The following is a 15,479-nucleotide window of genomic DNA, read 5'->3' on the forward strand; positions in this document are numbered from 1 at the left end:
ACCCACCGGCCCGCACCCGGCGGCGATACCTCAAGGGCACCCCGCCCGGGGGCCGGGGCGGGCCCCGGTACCGGGAAGGGGCGGGGTGGGGGCTAGCCATCCGCCGGCCGCCACCTGCGTACCCGATGGCCCCCGCCCAACTCATCCCACACCACCCCCGGCTCGGCGGCGTCCTGCCAAGCGTCGGCCGCCTCCACGGCGGCTTCGGCGTCCGGGTCGGGTTCGAGGGCCGCGGCCATCAACTGCCGCGTATACGGATGCCCCGGCCCCCCGAACACCGCATCCGTGGGCCCCTCCTCCACCACCACCCCGTGCCGCAGCACCACCACCCGATCGGCGATCCCCCGCACCACCGCCAGGTCGTGGCTGATGAACACGCACGCCAACTCCCGTTCGCGGCGCAGATCGTCCAGCAGCCGCAACACATCCGCCTGTACGGACACGTCCAGCGCCGTCGTGATCTCGTCCGCGATCAGCACCTCCGGCTCCCCGGCCAGCGCCCGTGCGATCCCGATCCGCTGGCGCTGGCCGCCCGACAGTTGCGCGGGCAGCCGGTCGGCGAAGTCGGGGTCGAGGCGTACGTCGGCGATCAGTTGGCGGGCCCGCGAGGCCGCCTCGGCCCGCGATCCCGCCGAGCCGAAGAAGCGCAGGGGGCGCCGTATCGCATCGCCCACCGAACGCCGTGGATTGAGCGAGGTGTCCGCGTTCTGGAAGACGAGCTGGACGGTGCGGCGCAGGGCGAGCGGACGCCGCCGCGCGGGGACGCCCAGGTCACCGCCGGGAGCACCGCCGGGAGCACCGCCGGGCGTTCCGCCCGACGCACCAACCGACCCACCACCGGGCGCACCGCCCGGCACACCGCCCGACGTAGCCCTCATCGTCCCGCCCGACGCCCCCCTCAGCCCCGCCAGCGACCACGCGATCGTGGACTTCCCACTCCCCGACTCGCCGACCAGCGCCACCACCTCTCCCCTCCGTACGCTGAAGGAGACCCCGTCCACCGCGCGGCTGGTGCCGTAGTCGATCGTCACCTCTCGTACGTCCAGCGCCTCGGCCGCGTCCGTGGGCACCTCGGCCCGGGGGCGGATCTCGCGCGTGCCGTCCTCGCCCACCAGCGCCAGCCCGGCGTCCGCCACGCGCGGGACACTGGCCAGCAGGCGGCGGGTGTACGGATCGGCGGGGGCGGCGAAGAGACGCCGGGTGGGGGCGGCCTCGACGACCCGTCCGGCGCGCAGTACGCACACCTCGTCGGCCATGTGCGCGACCACGCCGAGGTCATGGCTGACCAGGACGGCGGCGAGGCCGAGTTCCTCGCGCAGGGTGCCGATCAGGTCCAGCACCCCGCGTTGGGTGATCACGTCGAGGCCGGTGGTGGGCTCGTCCAGGACGAGCACCTTGGGGCGGGCCGCGATGGCCATGGCGATGGCCACGCGCTGCTGCTGTCCGCCGGAGAGCTCATGGGGATAGCGGCGGGCGAGTTCGCGCGGATGCGGCAGCCTGACCTGCTCCAGCAGGTCCGTGACGGGCACCTCGCCGCCCGCCTCCGCGATCTGCCGTCCGATGCGCATGCTGGGCGTCAGGGCCTGGCCCGCGTTCTGGGAGACCATCGCGACCGTACCGCCGCGCAGCCGTCGCAACTCCCGCGCGGAGAGCGCGAAGACGTCCCTCCCCTCGACGGCGACCCGTCCGCCGGTCAGCCGCGATCCGTGTCGCAGATGCCCCAGCAGCGTCGCGGCGACCGTCGACTTGCCGCTGCCCGACTCGCCGACCAGGGCCAGCGTCCGGCCGGGTGCGACCTCCAGCGACACCTCGTCCACGACGGGCACCTCGCGCCCGCCCGAACGGCGCGATCCGCCGGACCCACCGGACCGGTAGGCCACGGACAGCGCGTCCACCGAGACGATGGGCGTCGCCTCCGCCGGAACAGTCGCCTCCGCCGAAGTGATGGCCGTCATCAGGAGCCCTCCCGGATCCGGTCCACGCCCCACGCCTTGGACAGGCCGTCGGCCGCGAGATTGAGCCCGACCACCAGCGTGGCCAGGGCGATGATCGGCGCGAGGCTGGCCATCGGGACGACGGTGATGGCGGTGCGGTTCTCCGCGACCATCAGCCCCCAGTCGGGGGTGGGCGGGTCCGCGCCGAAGCCCAGGAAGGACAGCGAGGAGATCAGCAGCACCACCCAGGAGGCGCGCATCGCGAACTCCACGCACACCACGTCGGTGATGTTGGGCAGCACCTCGCGCCGCAGGATCGCCCAGGTGCTCTCGCCGCGGGCGCGCGCCGCGGTGACGTAGTCCTGGGGGACGACGGCGAGCGCCGCACCGCGCACGACCCGTACCACCTGGGGGACGCAGACGACGGCGATGGCCAGCACGATGACCGCGGATCCGGTGCCCAGCGCGGTGACGATCACCAGCAGGACGAGGATCGCGGGGATGGACAGCACCGCGTCCAGGACCCGCATCAGCAGATCGTCCAGCCAGCCGCCGCGCAGGGCGGCCGCACAGCCGAGGACGGCGCCGAGGGCGACGGTGAGGACGGTCGCGGTGACGGAGACGCCGAGCGCGTACCGCCCGCCGTACAGCACCCGGGTCAGCACATCGCGCCCGTAGCTGTCGGTGCCCGCCCAGTGGTCCGCGCCCGGCCCGAGCAGCGCGTGCGAGGCGTCGCCGGTGGTGGGGTGGTACGGGGTGAGCAGCGGGGCGAGCAGCGCGACCACGAGGTGGACGGCGACGATCGCGAGCCCGATGGCGGTGGGGCGGGAGGAGCGCACGGTGCGCCAGGTGCGGGCGGCCACGCCGGGCCGGACGGGTGCGGGCGGTGCGGCGGCCGGGGCCGCCCCCGCAGACGCTTTCGGGGAGCTCATCGCGTCTTCCGGCGAACTCATCGGATCCTCCCTCCTCGGGTGCGGAGCTTGGGGTTGAGGGCCATGGAGCCGAGGTCGGCGGCGAGGTTGCACAGGACGTAGACGACGGCGCTGATGAGGGCGATGGCCTGGATGACGGGCAGGTCGCGGTTCTGCACGGAGGAGAGCATCAGCTTGCCGATGCCGGGATAGTTGAAGACGTTCTCGACCACGGCGACGCCGCCGACCAGCCAGGCCACATTGAGCGCGATGACATGGAGGGTGGGCAGCAGGGCGCTGGGCAGCGCGTGCCGGGTGACCACCCGCCAGGTGGACAGGCCCTTGAGCCGGGCGGTGGTGACGTATTCGCTCGCCATGACGTCGATCACCGAGGTGCGGGCCATCCGCACGATGTACGCGGCCATGACGATGGCGAGCGAGGCGGCGGGCAGCCAGACCGCCGGGAGCAACTGCCCGGTACTGGCGCCCGGTCCGTACAGCACCACGGCGGGCAGCACCGGCACGGTGACGGAGAAGGCGAGCACCAGCACGGTGGCCACGACGAATTCGGGGACGCTCATCCCGATCAGGCTGACCGTGGAGATCAGGTGGTCGGGCCAGCGGTCGCGGTAGAGCCCGGCGACGATGCCGAGGACGAGGGAGCCGGTGACCGCGAAGAGGATGGTGACGACGGCGATGAGGGCGGAGTTGCCGAGGTACTGGGCGACCTCGCCGCCCACCGGTTTGGTGGTGACCAGCGAGGTGCCGAAGTCGCCGTGCAGGGCGCCGTTGATCCAGTGGCCGTAGCGCTCCCAGGCGGGCTGGTCGAGCCCCATCTGCCCCCGCAGCGCGGCGACCGCGTCGGGGGTGGCGTCCCGGCCGAGCACCTGGGTGGCGACGTCGCCGGGCAGCGCCTGGACGGCCAGGAAGACCAGGACCGAGGAGAGCAGCAGGGTGCCCAGCGCGGAGACCACGCGGCGGACGAGGAAGGAGAGCATGCGTCTCATGCCCCCTTCAGGCCGATGCGGAGGTAGTCGAACTCGAAGCCGTGCTCGGCGTAGCCGCGCACCTTCCGGGAGATCCCGACGAGCCGGTCGGCGAACATCGGGGTGATGGCCCCGCCCCGCTCGACGACGAGCGTCTGCGCCTGCCCGTACAGCTCGCGCCTGCGGCCCGCGTCGGTCTCCCGGCGGGCCCGGTCGAGCAGCGCGTCGAACTCCTTGTCGGCCCAGGCGGTCTCGTTGTACGAGGAACCGCCGCGGAAGACCTGGTTGAGGAGCTGGTCGACGGGGCGCCCGGTGTACCAGTAGGTGGCCATGAGCGGCTTCTTCATCCAGATCTGGGTGTAGTACGAGTCGGCGGCCGCGGTCTTGACCCGGATCCGGATGCCGGCGCGCCCGGCCGACTCCTGGTAGGCGAGGGCCATGGGCGTGAAGATCGGGTCGTAGGAGGAGGTGTAGAGGTCCACCGCCAGCCGCTCGTGCCCGGCCTTCTTCAGCAGATGGCGGGCCTGCTCGGGGTCGTGGGCGGGGTGGGCGGCGGTGTGGGCGGGGTCGTTCGGCGGGACGGGGTTGTCCCACCCCGCGGTGCCCGCGCCCTGGAGGGCGGCCTTCAGGATGTGCTCCGGGTCGTAGGCGAGCTTCATCGCCTGCCGCACCCGCACATCGGTGAAGGGCTTCTCGGTGGTGAGCATCGGCAGCACGTACCACTGGGCGTTCTCGGCGCGGGCGATGGTGGCGCGGTCGGAGGCGGCGATGACCCGGGCGGTGGCGAAGTCGAGGTTGGTCTGGGAGAGCAGATCGACCTGTCCGGCGAGCAGGGCGTTTGAGCGGGCCTGCATATCGGCGACGGAGTAGAAGTCGATGGCGTCCAGGACCGGGCGCCCGGCCCAGTGGTCCGGGTAGGCGGTGACCCGGCCGGGCCCGGCGGCGGCGAAGGACTCGAGCCGGAACGGGCCGGTGCCGATGCCGGTGCGGCCGATGGAGCGGGCGCTGCCGTCCGGGACGACGTAGCAGTTGTAGTGGGTGAGCAGGCTGGGGAACTCGGCGTGCGGGCTCTTCAGCGGGACGACGAGGGTGTGGGCGTCCGGGGTGCGCAGCCGCTCCGGGTCGACCAGCGGGGACAGCACGGGGGCCTGCGGGGAGGCGGTCGCGGTGTCGAGGATGTGGCGCAGGGTGTAGGCGGCGTCGGCGGCGGTGAAGGCGCGGCCGTCGTGGAAGGTGACGCCGCGGCGCAGCCGGAAGGTCCAGGTGGCCGCCTTGGCGTCGGGCTCCCAGGATTCGGCGAGGTCGGGGGCGACGGTGCCGTCGGGCCCGATCCGGACCAGCCGGTTGTAGAGCGCGCCGAGGTATTCGTACGCGGAGAGCGCGCTCGCGGGGTCGAGGGTCTCGGCGTCGGAGGCGGGCGGCCGGGCGATGCGCAGGGTGCCGCCGCGGTCGGGCCGCCCGGCCGGGCCGCGGGTGGGCACCGCCCTCGTCGGGGACGCGGAGGCGGCTCCTGAGCAGCCGCTCAGCAGGGCGGAGCCGCCGAGCGCACCGCCGATCGCCGCCGCGGTGGTGAGCAGCGACCTCCGTGGCAGCCCGGCCGCGGCGGGGGCGGTTCGGTGGGAGGTCTCGGACGTGAACGGGGACATGAACGGGGGCACCCTTCCCTTATTCGTTCAGTCGAACGATTGGGTGAAGTCCGTGAACGATAGCCACGCCACCCGTTCGGGCCAACCCTTCGTTCGCGAAAATTAACGCCGGAAACAGAGTCGTTATCCGGCGCGGGGAGTGGCCCCGGGACGGCGCGCGGGGTCGCGGACCCCGCCCCACGACGCCCCCGCGCACCGTCCGCGCACTGCCCGCACACCGTCCGCGCACCGTCCACGTGGCGAAAAACACCGAGCGTCTCCGGATGCTCCGCCGTATGGTGGCCGACATGCAGGTGATCCAGTCCACGAAGCTCGCCAACGTCTGCTACGAAATCCGTGGCCCGGTGCTCGAGGAGGCGATGCGACTCGAGGCGGCAGGACACCGCATCCTCAAGCTGAACACCGGCAATCCGGCGACCTTCGGCTTCGAATGCCCCCCGGAGATCCTCGAGGACATGCTCCGCAACCTCGGCGACGCCCACGGCTACGGCGACGCCAAGGGGCTGCTGTCCGCGCGGCGCGCGGTGATGCAGCACTACCAGACCCAGGGCATCGACCTCGATGTCGAGGACATCTTCCTCGGCAACGGCGTCTCCGAGCTGATCCAGATGTCGATGCAGGGGCTGCTGGACGACGGCGACGAGGTCCTCGTCCCGGCCCCCGACTATCCGCTGTGGACCGCCTCGGTCTCACTGGCCGGCGGCACCGCCGTCCACTACCGCTGCGATGAGCAGTCGGACTGGCTGCCGGACCTCGCCGACATCGAGCGCAAGGTCACCGACCGCACCAAGGCGCTCGTCATCATCAACCCCAACAACCCCACGGGTGCCGTCTACGGCGAGGAGACGCTGCGCGGGCTCACCGATATCGCCCGCCGCCATCGGCTGATCGTCTGCTCCGACGAGATCTACGACAAGATCCTCTACGACGGGGCCACCCACACCCCGACCACCACCGTCGCCCCCGACCTGATGACCCTCACCTTCAACGGGCTCTCCAAGGCGTACCGGGTGGCGGGCTACCGCAGCGGCTGGCTCGCGGTCTGCGGCCCCAAGGCGCACGCCGCCAGCTATCTGGAGGGGCTGACCATCCTGGCCAATATGCGGCTGTGCGCCAATATGCCGGCGCAGCACGCGGTGGCCACGGCGCTCGGCGGCCGTCAGTCGATCAACGACCTGGTGCTCCCCGGCGGCCGGTTGCTGGAGCAGCGGGACACGGCGTACGACCTGCTGACCCAGATCCCGGGCGTCACGTGTGTGAAGCCCAAGGGCGCGTTGTACGCGTTCCCCAGGCTGGACCCCAAGGTCTACAAGATCAAGGACGACCGGCAGATGGTGCTGGATCTGCTGCGGGCCGAGAAGATCATGATCGTGCACGGCACGGGGTTCAACTGGCCGGAGCCGGATCACTTCCGCATCGTCACGCTGCCCGCCAAGAAGGATCTGGCGGACGCGGTGACCAGGATCGGAAACTTCCTGGACGGATACGGCCAACCCTGATCTTTTTAGTCTCAGCTCAACTTTAGACAGAGTCTAAGTTAGGATGGTCTCCTGACCCCTTGGAGGCCATCCATGTACGAGCCGATCCGCACCAAATCGGTCCACAGCATGGCCGAGCCCACGCCCGACTTCCCGCACCGCACCCGCGAGGAAGAGCTGGACATCCGGCTGGCCGGACATCTGACCGCGCTGCTCACCGTGACCGACGAGCTGCGCGCCCGCACCCCGCACCCCGGCCTCGACGACGCCGCCCAGCGCCTCGCCGAGCAGGCCGCCCGCCTGCGCGACGGCCACGCCCCGCTGCGCGCGGCCCCCTCGGCGACGGAACCGGACGCGGCACATATCGCCGCCCTCCACCAGCGCGCCCACACCCTGGCCGGATGGGCCCTGGTCGTGGCCACATCCCGGGACGACCCGGCGGCCTCGACGCTGGCGGCCGAGCGGCTGGAGGCGCATGCGGCGGCGCTGGGGCTCAACGAGGCGTAGCCGGACTCGCCCGGGGCGGGGCGGGCGCGGCCTGAGCCGCGATCTCAGGGCCGGTACGCCCCGGAGAATGACTCGACTCTCTGGGAATCGTCTTGGCTGGTGGTCCCGCCGCAGCTTGTTCGCGCGCCCGCCGGTGTTCCGGGCCTTCTTCGCCATGATCGAACGTCCTTCCGGTGGGTGATGCGGGAACAGGTCAGCCGGTGCTGGTGTCCTTAGCACGGAACCGCGGCTGACGACCGATACGTCGGGCGACGGCGGCGATCTCCTCGACCGTGCAGGAGCTGCGGGTGCCGGAGATCGACATCCCGGTCGCGTCGGCGAGCGCCTTGAGCCGGTAGGGCTACGGCTTGATGAAGGGGCCCGAACTGGCGACCTGGCGCAATCGGGAGTCGCGTATTCCTCGGCGCGCGAGGGCTCGTGATCAAACGTGAGTGACTACAGGGGGCGTTGTGGCGCCAGGTCCCCCCGGCTCCTTCAGCAAGGCGGACGGTGATGTCGTTACTGATCCCGCTGTGGTTCGCGGGCGTTGAGGCGCGTGGTGTGCGGCCGCCGCCGCGGTACGCCAACGGGGGTGCGGCGCAGGGTGGTGCTCAACGGCGCGACGCAACTGCAACCGTCAGGTTGCAGTTACGGGGTCCGATGTGCAACCGTTGGGTTGCGGATCGATGCGCGGGAAACACCCGAGGGAGGAAGCCATGAACGACACCACCTACACCGACGCCGAGCTCACCGAGCTTGACCGGATCGCCCGGCAGATCGACATCGACGCCCCGGCAGAGCGGGTCTGGGAGTTGGTCGCGCGCCCCGGCTGGTATGTCAACGACGGCGCGGTCCAGGCCGACCCGGACCTGTACTACGAGGGCGACGTGGCCGTGGTGCGCCATCCGACGCTGGGCGAGTTCCGGTTCCGGACAGTGACGCTGGACAAGCCGCGCTACGCCGCGTTCCGCTGGATCGGTACCCCGTACCGGGATAAGTCGACGCCCTCGACCCTCGTCCAGTTCTGGATCGACGAGCGGGACGGCGGCGGGGTGACGCTACGCGTCGTCGAGAGTGGATTCTCCGGCCTCGCCGACGACCCGGCCGCGTGGCTGAAGGAGCGCGAGGGCAACGACAAGGGGTGGCTCGCCGAACTGGAGGCCGCGAAGGCGTTCGTCGAGAAGTCCGCGCCGACCCCGACGACGCAACCGTGACCGCCACTCTCCCCGTCGTGTGTGCGGCGCTCGGCGACCCGACGCGCTGGGAGATCCTCACCCGGCTCGGCGAGGGCCCCAAGTCGGCGTCCACGCTGGCCCGGATGCTGCCGGTGAGCCGACAGGCGATCGGCAAGCACCTGGAGGTGCTGCGCGAGGTCGGGCTGATCGAGTCCGAGCAGCGCGGGCGCGAGGTCGTCTATCTCGCGGTCGGCGCCCGGCTCGGCGCGCTGGCCCGGGAACTGGACCGGATCGGCCGCTCCTGGGAGACCCGCCTGCTGCGGCTCAAGGAACTGGCGGAGCGCCCCGGCCCGGCAGCCCCAGAAGCCTCCGAGTGACGGAAGACGACTGATGACTTACGACGATTGGACACGATCGTGACCGAGTACGACAGCAGGAGTGGGGACCCCGACCGCGCGCCGGCGCTGCCGCCGGTGGCCAAGCGGGCCGCCTTCCAGGCCGAACTGGACAAGCTGCGAGTCCGCGAGAAGGCGCACACCCGGGAAGGCGACGCGATCGCCGCGGCCCGGCGCCGGCTGCCCATGGTCGAGGTGGCCGCCGACCTCGAACTGACCGGGCCCGACGGGCCGGTCACCCTGCTCGACGCGTTCGAAGGGCGCCGGCAGCTCATCGCCTACTACTACATGTGGCACGACGGCCACGACGCGGCCGGGCAGTGCGAGGGCTGCACCTGGGTCACCAGCCAGGTCCAGGAGCTGTCCTACCTGCACTCCCGCGACATCACTTACGCGGTCCTCTGCCAAGGCCCGTACGAGGAAAGCCGCCGCTACCGGGACTTCATGGGCTGGGAAGTGCCGTGGTACTCGGCCCTTCCGTCGAATGACGAGCTCCTGGTCGGACGCCACGTCGGCATGACGCACCTGGTCTGCTACCTGCGCGACGGCGACCGCGTCTACGAGACCTACTGGACGACGCTGCGCGGGGTGGAGACGACGGACTACAGCTACGCGCTCATGGACCTCACCGTGTACGGACGCCAGGAACCGTGGGAGGACTCGCCCCCCGGCTGGCTGGGTGGCCAGGGAACACCCGCCGACCACGTCGGCCTGCGGAGCAACGGACGTCCCATCCCCCAGTGGTCCCGCATCGAGGCCGGGCGCTCCGACGACCTCACGCCTCGACCGTGACGGCACAGTCGGCGCGCAGTCCCGGGTGGTTGGCGATCAGCCGCCGGTTCCGGGATACGCGCGAAAGGGGCAATGAGTCGTCGTGCGGGCCGCGCGACCAGCGGGTATTCGCGGTGGTGTCTGGCTGATTTCCCTTGCGGGCAGCGGCATTGAGCCCTTCCAGGGTGGATTCGCGGATGGTCTCGCGGCGAGCCCGGCTCGGCCAGGCAGCGCGGGCACGGGTGCCGCTCGGCCTCATCAGCGTCCGACAGCACGGCCGGATCGGTGTCCTCCGTGCCCGAATCTTCTCACAAACATCTCTCAGAACTGCCCGACTCGGGTTCCAGCCCACCCGCCCACAGCTCTCGACCGGCCGGGCCCCGCACCACCCGTCAACCCCACCCGACCAGCGCACCCGCACCTCCGCCATCCGCCAGCTCGCCCTCCAGGCCCCGGCGCCCGTCATCGCCCAGGCACTGGGCTACCACGACAAGAGCACCACCCGCATCGCCACCGAAGCCGGAGCCCCCTGGAAGAACTACGCACCCGGCGTACACAACCGGCGATCTCCACGACTCCGGTGAGGCACCGGCCGACCGCGAGGTTACGCCTGTAGGCGCTTGATCCAAGGGTGAGGTCCGTACGTCTTGGAGATCGCATCGACGAGCCAACGTCGCTGCTGATCCGTGAGCACGGGCAGCGCAGCGTCGAAGTCCTCTTCATCCTTTTGCCGAGGTGTCTTGGCTTTGTAGTAGAGCTGCACGTCCGGGGCGAGAAAGGGAACACCGTCAGCCGAGGTCATCCCCAACGTGCTGATCGGCCTATGCACCCGGGGGTCACGCCGTGACACCCATTCCTGGCCGCGAGACTCGTCGATCATGATCTGGATGCGCCAGGGATCGTCGGGCCCAGGTCGGCACCAGATGTCGTGAACTTCCAGCGACAGGACCTCGTCCGACGCCCACGGACGCAGGCTTCCCGGCGGATCGGCGGCCCACCATTGCCAGCCCGGCAGAGCCTGCTGGGCCACGAGTTGATCACGCCGCAGCAGTAGGACATCGACGTCCCCATGACTCCGGATTCGGCGGCCCACCGCGAGCTCGATCGCAAAGCCCCCGGCCACCCACCAGCAGGACTCCAAGCCGGAGAACCTCGCGACAACCTCGCTCGGAGACGCGGGATCCCACCTGCCAAACGGAGCCCGGAGACGTGTCATGCCGCTCATTGTCCCCTGGCTGCCCTTGAGCCGACCCACACCACCGTTGATCACGAGCAGTAACGGACACGGGAGCCGAAAGGCCGTCAGGCTCAGGAACACCAACTACTCGATCAAGGGCTCCTACCAGTCCCGAGGGCCGGCCTCTGCCGCGAAAGGCCCGGGGCCCGCACCTGCGTGCGGGCCCCGGGCAGTGAGCTTTGGGCTTTGGGCTTTGGACCTTGGGCTGTGCGGTGTGCTCAGCCCAGGCGCTTGACCAGCGCGTGGTACTCGTCCCACATCTCCTTCGGCGTGTGCTCACCGAAGGTGTTGAGGTGGTCGGGCACCAGTCCGGCCTCCTCGCGCCAGACCTCCTTGTCGACCGTGAGCAGCAGGTCGAGCGAGGCGTCGTCGAGGTCCAGCCCTTCGGTGTCCAGCGCCTCGCGCGTCGGCAGCACCCCGATCGGGCTCTCCACGCCCTCGGCCTTGCCGTCCAGCCGGTCGACGATCCACTTCAGCACCCGGCTGTTCTCGCCGAAGCCCGGCCAGACGAAGTGCCCGTCGGCGTCCTTGCGGAACCAGTTGACGTAGTAGATCTTCGGCAGCTTGGCGGCGTCCGCGTTCTTGCCGACCTTCACCCAATGGGCCATGTAGTCGCCCATGTTGTAGCCGCAGAACGGCAGCATGGCGAACGGGTCGCGGCGCAGCTCGCCGACCTTGCCCTCGGCCGCGGCGGTCTTCTCGCTCGCCACGTTGGCGCCGAGGAAGACACCGTGCTGCCAGTCGAAGGACTCGGTGACCAGCGGAACGGCGCTGGCCCGGCGGCCGCCGAAGAGGATCGCCGAGATCGGCACGCCCTTGGGGTCCTCCCACTCGGGCGCGATGATCGGGCACTGACCGGCCGGCACGGTGAAGCGGGCGTTGGGGTGGGCCGCGGGCGTCTCGCTCGCCGGGGTCCAGTCGTTGCCCTTCCAGTCGGTCAGATGGGCGGGCGGCTCCTCGGTCATGCCCTCCCACCACACATCGCCGTCGTCGGTGAGCGCGACATTGGTGAAGACCGAGTTCCCCCACAGGGTCTTCATCGCGTTGGCGTTGGTGTGCTCACCGGTGCCGGGCGCGACGCCGAAGAAGCCCGCCTCGGGGTTGATCGCGTACAGCCTGCCGTCCTCGCCGAACCGCATCCAGGCGATGTCGTCGCCGATCGTCTCGACCGTCCAGCCCCGGATGGTCGGCTCCAGCATCGCGAGGTTGGTCTTGCCACAGGCGCTCGGGAACGCCGCGGCCACGTACTTGGACTCGCCGCGCGGCGGGGTGAGCTTGAGGATCAGCATGTGCTCGGCGAGCCAGCCCTCGTCCCGCGCCATCACGGAGGCGATGCGCAGGGCGTAGCACTTCTTGCCCAGCAGGGCGTTGCCGCCGTAACCGGAGCCGTAGGACCAGATCTCCCGCGCCTCGGGGAAGTGCGAGATGTACTTGGTCGAGTTGCACGGCCAGGGAACGTCGGCCTGGCCCGGCTCCAGCGGGGCGCCGAGGGTGTGGACGGCCTTGACGAAGAAGCCCTCGTCCCCGAGGACGTCGAGGACGTCCTGTCCCATGCGGGTCATGGTGCGCATGGAGACGGCGACGTAGGCGGAGTCGGTGATCTCGACGCCGATCGCGGAGAGCGGCGAGCCGAGCGGGCCCATGCAGAAGGGCACGACGTACATGGTCCGGCCGCGCATCGAGCCCCGGAAGACGCCCTGCTCCCCGGCGGAACTGCCTTCTTCTCCGCAAAAGATGGCACGCATCTCGTCGGGGTGTTTCCAGTGGTTCGTCGGGCCCGCGTCCGCCTCCTTCTCGGAGCATATGAACGTACGGTCCTCGACGCGCGCCACATCGCTCGGATCGGATGCGGCGTAGTACGAGTTGGGGCGCTTGATCGAATCAAGGCGCGTGAAGGTGCCCTTTTCGACGAGCTCCGCGCACAGGCGCTCGTACTCCGCCTCCGAGCCGTCGCACCACACCACACGATCGGGCTGGGTGAGGGCGGCGATCTCGCCGACCCAGGAGACGAGCTCCTGGTGGTTCGTGGGGCTCGGGGTGGTGGTGAGGGAGGAAGCCACATTGCTGGGCGCCACGATCGCTCCATCCCGCCGGAACCGCACGCGCTCCGGCGTCTTGATTGAGGGTTTTGGACGGATATGCGCACTCATATCCGTTTATGGAGACAGCTACCCCTTGGGGGCTGCGACCCGGATGCTCAGCTCATCCGGTGCCGACCGCGCTCATTTGATCATCCGACTGTGTGGGCCATCTGTCCAGTGGGCGCTTTGGTGACCATCACCACTCGACATGGGCCGGTAACTTACGGTGGCGTAGGGCGTAGGTAGCATGAGCGCCATGACTGCCGCCGCGCCCGATGCCGCCGTTGAGAACCCTCCGGGGCCCCAAGCGGCCCCGCCGCTCCCCCTGAAGCCGATGCTCCGCGGCTGGCTGCATGCCGGCATGTTTCCCGCGGTCCTGGTCTCGGGGGTGGTGCTGACGGCCCTCGCCGACAGTCCGCGCGGGCGGCTGGCCTGCGCCATCTTCACGCTCACCGCATGTGCGCTGTTCGGCACCAGCGCGCTTTACCACCGCGGCAATTGGGGACCGCGCACCGCCGCGGTGCTGCGGCGGCTGGACCACGCCAATATTTTCCTGATCATCGCGGGCACGTATACGCCCTTCACGATGCTGCTTCTGCCACACGGCAAGAAGCAACTGCTGCTGTGGCTGGTGTGGGCCGGTGCGCTCGCCGGAATCGCCTTCCGGGTCTTCTGGGTCGGCGCCCCGCGCTGGCTGTACACCCCGTGCTACATCGCGCTGGGCTGGGCGGCCGTCTTCTTCCTGCCCGACTTCCTGCGCACCGGCGGCGCCGCCGTCATGACGCTGATCGTCGTCGGCGGGCTGCTCTACAGCGTGGGCGCGGTGATCTACGGCACCAAGCGCCCCAACCCCTCGCCGCGCTGGTTCGGCTTCCACGAGGTGTTCCACAGCTTCACGCTGGCCGCCTTCGTCGTGCACTACGTCGGCATCTCCCTGGTGGCGTATCAGCACGCCTGAGATGCCCAAGGCCACACCACCGACGTCGCAGGCGTCACAGGCGTCACAGGCGTCACAGGCGTCACAGCCGGAGCGCAGGCCCGGGCCCGGGCCCGGGCTGCGCGAACGGAAGAAGATCAAGACCCGGCAGGCGATCCGGCGCGCCGCCCTGCGGCTCTTCGCGGAGCAGGGCTACGAGGCCACTCCGGTGGACCGGATCGCGGCGGCCGCCGACGTCTCGACCAGCACCGTCTTCCGCTACTTCCCGGCCAAGGAGGACATCGTCCTCACCGATGAGTACGACGCGCTCATGGCGGAGGCGATCCGCGAGCGCCCCCGGGACGAGCCCCCGACCGCCTCCCTGCGCCATGCCGTGGTGGGTCTGCTGGGGCCCGCGGCGGGCGCGGAGCGCGAGGAACTGCTGGCCCGGCTCGCCCTCGTACGACAGGTCCCGGCGCTGCGCGCTCGGATGAGCGGCGGCCTGGCCGACAGCGGCACCCTGCTGGGCGAGGCACTGGCCGAGCGCAGCGGCCGGTCCCCGGACGACTTCGAGGTACGGGTCGCGGTGGGCGCCGTCCTCGGTGCCCTACGCGAAGCCGTCTTCCACTGCCTGGACCGCCACCCCCCGCCGACGGCAACCACGGCAACCACGGCGAGGGCCACCGCCACCCGCGCGAACGCCATGACCACGGCCATCGACCGAGCCCTGGACCTCCTCGCCCGAGGCATCCCGCTATGACCCGCGAGGCGGGGCGGGTGTGCCCTGCCGGACGCTTCCGGCTGCGAGCCGCCGTACAAACCCGGCCGTGAGCCGCCCGACGCCCCCGGCTGCGGTCCGCCCGGCGATCCCGGCTGGGCTCCCGCCTGGCGACCGGCCGCGGTCTCCCCGGCGATCCCGGCCACGGTGCGCCCGGTGATCCCGGCTGGGCTCCCGCCCTGCGACCCGCTGCGAGCCGCCCGGCGACTCCGGCTGTGAACCGCCCGGCGATTTCGGCCGCGCTCCCGCCTTGTGACTTTGCGGCGATCTGCCCTGCGATTCCGGGTGGGCCGCTGAGGCTGACAGCGGGCTGACCTGGGAGCTTGCCGGAGCTGGCCGGGGGCCGACCGGGGATGGCCGGGGATGGCCAAAGCCGGGCCCGGACGCGAGCCGCAGGCTGGCACGTAGCTCAGCCGGGGGCTGGCGGGGCGGCCGAAGCCGGACCGGGGCCTGGTCCGGCTTCCCGTCCGGCTCCCCGGCTCAGCCGCCCAGCTTGGCCGTCAGGGCCTCGACGTCGGCCGTGGGCGCGTCGCAGGTGAAGCCGCGGCAGACGTACGCCGCCGGGCGTCCCGCCAGCAGGGGGCGGTCCTGGAGCAGCGGGACCTCCCCGGAGCCGGGCTCGCCGACCGCGACGACCGCTCCGGGGGCGGTGGCCAGGAGTGCGGCGCGGTGCAGGGCGCGGGTC

General features: G+C 71.1%; 14 protein-coding genes and 1 pseudogene. 8 read left to right on the forward strand and 7 right to left on the reverse strand.

Annotated features, from left to right (window positions below; all coding sequences use genetic code 11):
• Positions 1–92: 92 nt before the first annotated feature.
• The 4 genes from KN815_RS23385 to KN815_RS23400 are packed head-to-tail and all read right to left on the reverse strand — an operon-like array spanning position 93 to position 5,477.
• A complete protein-coding gene (locus KN815_RS23385) occupies positions 93–1,955 on the reverse strand; it encodes an ATP-binding cassette domain-containing protein (protein WP_216343900.1) in 1,863 nt (620 codons plus the stop codon).
• On the reverse strand, positions 1,955–2,866 hold the full coding sequence (locus KN815_RS23390) for an ABC transporter permease (RefSeq protein WP_308403671.1): 912 nt from the start codon (positions 2,864–2,866) through the stop codon (positions 1,955–1,957). Before KN815_RS23390 ends, KN815_RS23385 begins: the two co-directional genes overlap by 1 nt.
• A 17-nt stretch (positions 2,867–2,883) precedes the next feature.
• A complete protein-coding gene (locus tag KN815_RS23395) occupies positions 2,884–3,843 on the reverse strand; it encodes an ABC transporter permease (RefSeq protein WP_216343913.1) in 960 nt (319 codons plus the stop codon).
• 5 nt (positions 3,844–3,848) lie between these two features.
• Positions 3,849–5,477: an ABC transporter substrate-binding protein gene (locus tag KN815_RS23400; protein WP_216343901.1), complete on the reverse strand. Its 1,629-nt coding sequence runs from the start codon at positions 5,475–5,477 to the stop codon at positions 3,849–3,851.
• A gap of 287 nt (positions 5,478–5,764) precedes the next feature.
• Here KN815_RS23400 and KN815_RS23405 point away from each other — a divergent pair, with 287 nt between their 5' ends.
• The 6 genes from KN815_RS23405 (at position 5,765) to KN815_RS23430 (ending at position 10,366) form a co-directional block, all read left to right on the forward strand.
• On the forward strand, positions 5,765–6,976 hold the full coding sequence (locus tag KN815_RS23405) for a pyridoxal phosphate-dependent aminotransferase (RefSeq protein ID WP_216343902.1): 1,212 nt from the start codon (positions 5,765–5,767) through the stop codon (positions 6,974–6,976).
• 72 nt (positions 6,977–7,048) lie between these two features.
• Positions 7,049–7,462, forward strand: coding sequence for an SCO4983 family protein (locus KN815_RS23410; RefSeq protein WP_216343903.1), 414 nt, complete (start codon positions 7,049–7,051; stop codon positions 7,460–7,462).
• A 695-nt stretch (positions 7,463–8,157) separates the two neighbouring features.
• The gene (locus KN815_RS23415; RefSeq protein ID WP_216343904.1) at positions 8,158–8,655 is read left to right on the forward strand and encodes an SRPBCC family protein; all 498 of its coding nucleotides are present in this window, start codon (positions 8,158–8,160) and stop codon (positions 8,653–8,655) included.
• Positions 8,652–8,993: an ArsR/SmtB family transcription factor gene (locus KN815_RS23420; RefSeq protein ID WP_216343905.1), complete on the forward strand. Its 342-nt coding sequence runs from the start codon at positions 8,652–8,654 to the stop codon at positions 8,991–8,993. Before KN815_RS23415 ends, KN815_RS23420 begins: the two co-directional genes overlap by 4 nt.
• Positions 8,994–9,032: 39 nt before the next feature.
• Entirely contained in the window at positions 9,033–9,803 is a 771-nt protein-coding gene (locus KN815_RS23425) for a DUF899 family protein (RefSeq protein ID WP_216343906.1), read from the forward strand.
• Between the two features lie 176 nt (positions 9,804–9,979).
• Positions 9,980–10,366 (forward strand): hypothetical protein, encoded by a 387-nt coding sequence (locus KN815_RS23430; protein ID WP_216343907.1) that lies wholly within the window; start codon positions 9,980–9,982, stop codon positions 10,364–10,366.
• 20 nt (positions 10,367–10,386) lie between these two features.
• On the opposite strand, the gene KN815_RS23435 is transcribed toward KN815_RS23430, so the two are convergent.
• Together KN815_RS23435 and KN815_RS23440 are read right to left on the reverse strand one after the other, a co-directional pair.
• Positions 10,387–10,998 (reverse strand): nucleotidyltransferase domain-containing protein, encoded by a 612-nt coding sequence (locus tag KN815_RS23435; RefSeq protein WP_216343908.1) that lies wholly within the window; start codon positions 10,996–10,998, stop codon positions 10,387–10,389.
• A gap of 239 nt (positions 10,999–11,237) precedes the next feature.
• Entirely contained in the window at positions 11,238–13,094 is a 1,857-nt protein-coding gene (locus tag KN815_RS23440) for a phosphoenolpyruvate carboxykinase (GTP) (protein ID WP_216343909.1), read from the reverse strand.
• A gap of 253 nt (positions 13,095–13,347) precedes the next feature.
• Here KN815_RS23440 and trhA point away from each other — a divergent pair, with 253 nt between their 5' ends.
• Both trhA and KN815_RS23450 read left to right on the forward strand, forming a co-directional pair.
• Positions 13,348–14,058, forward strand: coding sequence for a PAQR family membrane homeostasis protein TrhA (trhA, locus tag KN815_RS23445; RefSeq protein WP_216343910.1), 711 nt, complete (start codon positions 13,348–13,350; stop codon positions 14,056–14,058).
• A gap of 1 nt (position 14,059) precedes the next feature.
• On the forward strand, positions 14,060–14,776 hold the full coding sequence (locus KN815_RS23450; RefSeq protein WP_216343911.1) for a TetR/AcrR family transcriptional regulator: 717 nt from the start codon (positions 14,060–14,062) through the stop codon (positions 14,774–14,776).
• Between the two features lie 498 nt (positions 14,777–15,274).
• On the opposite strand, the pseudogene KN815_RS23455 reads toward KN815_RS23450, so the two are convergent.
• Positions 15,275–15,479 (reverse strand): annotated as a pseudogene (locus KN815_RS23455) (hypothetical protein); the annotation flags it as partial.

The sequence above is a fragment of the Streptomyces niphimycinicus genome (assembly GCF_018883605.1).
Lineage (GTDB): Bacteria > Actinomycetota > Actinomycetes > Streptomycetales > Streptomycetaceae > Streptomyces > Streptomyces niphimycinicus.

Excerpts from the sequence above, each read along its gene's own strand:
- KN815_RS23385 (WP_216343900.1), bottom strand. The coding sequence starts at position 1,955 with ATGACGGCCATCACTTCGGCGGAGGCGACTGTTCCGGCGGAGGCGACG.
- KN815_RS23390 (WP_308403671.1), bottom strand. The coding sequence starts at position 2,866 with ATGAGCTCCCCGAAAGCGTCTGCGGGGGCGGCCCCGGCCGCCGCACCG.
- KN815_RS23395 (WP_216343913.1), bottom strand. The coding sequence starts at position 3,843 with ATGCTCTCCTTCCTCGTCCGCCGCGTGGTCTCCGCGCTGGGCACCCTG.
- KN815_RS23400 (WP_216343901.1), bottom strand. The coding sequence starts at position 5,477 with ATGTCCCCGTTCACGTCCGAGACCTCCCACCGAACCGCCCCCGCCGCG.
- KN815_RS23405 (WP_216343902.1), top strand. The coding sequence starts at position 5,765 with ATGCAGGTGATCCAGTCCACGAAGCTCGCCAACGTCTGCTACGAAATC.
- KN815_RS23410 (WP_216343903.1), top strand. The coding sequence starts at position 7,049 with ATGTACGAGCCGATCCGCACCAAATCGGTCCACAGCATGGCCGAGCCC.
- KN815_RS23415 (WP_216343904.1), top strand. The coding sequence starts at position 8,158 with ATGAACGACACCACCTACACCGACGCCGAGCTCACCGAGCTTGACCGG.
- KN815_RS23430 (WP_216343907.1), top strand. The coding sequence starts at position 9,980 with ATGGTCTCGCGGCGAGCCCGGCTCGGCCAGGCAGCGCGGGCACGGGTG.
- KN815_RS23435 (WP_216343908.1), bottom strand. The coding sequence starts at position 10,998 with ATGACACGTCTCCGGGCTCCGTTTGGCAGGTGGGATCCCGCGTCTCCG.
- trhA (WP_216343910.1), top strand. The coding sequence starts at position 13,348 with ATGAGCGCCATGACTGCCGCCGCGCCCGATGCCGCCGTTGAGAACCCT.
- KN815_RS23450 (WP_216343911.1), top strand. The coding sequence starts at position 14,060 with ATGCCCAAGGCCACACCACCGACGTCGCAGGCGTCACAGGCGTCACAG.